The sequence below is a fragment of the Nocardiopsis sp. LOL_012 genome (assembly GCF_048060475.1).
Classification (GTDB): Bacteria; Actinomycetota; Actinomycetes; order Streptosporangiales; family Streptosporangiaceae; genus Nocardiopsis.
On sequence record NZ_JBHMIV010000113.1, the window covers coordinates 1 to 483 of the forward strand.

The 483-nt window shown below is 71.0% G+C and carries 1 pseudogene; it reads right to left on the reverse strand.

Annotation, left to right across the window (positions count from 1 at the left end):
* Positions 1 to 483, reverse strand: a pseudogene (locus tag ACFHWE_RS23685) (hypothetical protein); the annotation flags it as partial.

A 483-nucleotide genomic window follows, 5' to 3' on the forward strand; every position in this document is an offset into this window, starting at 1 on the left:
GCTGTTGGGTGCGGGCGGGGTGTCCTCGGTTTCTCCCAGCGGCCACACCAGCGCCTCCTGGTCGGAGGATCGGGTGCTGTCGCCTTGGTGTGTGTTGGCGGTGCCGGTGCTGTTGTCGGTGGTCTGTGTGGTGGTCGGGGGAGCGGTGTTCTCGTCCCTGGCCGGGGTGTTGCTCCTGTCCTCCGTTCCGTCGTTGCCCTCGGTCTCGGTGCTGTCAGGGCGGGTGACGGTGTCGTGCACGGCTGGGGTCTGGTCGGTGGTCTCGCTCCCTCCCCCGTTCCGTCCGCTGGTGTCGGTAGCTCCGGTGGGGTGCGCGCGAGGTGCGCCGGTCGGGGTGGCGCTGGTGGGGCTGGCCTGTCCGGTGGGGGGTGGTGCGGTGGTGCCGGGTGCGGGTGCGGGTGCGATGCCGGTGAGTTCGGTGTCGGTGAAGACGCTGATGTCGGTGTTGCTGTTGGCCCAGGGCAGGGGGGAGGAGGGGAGGGC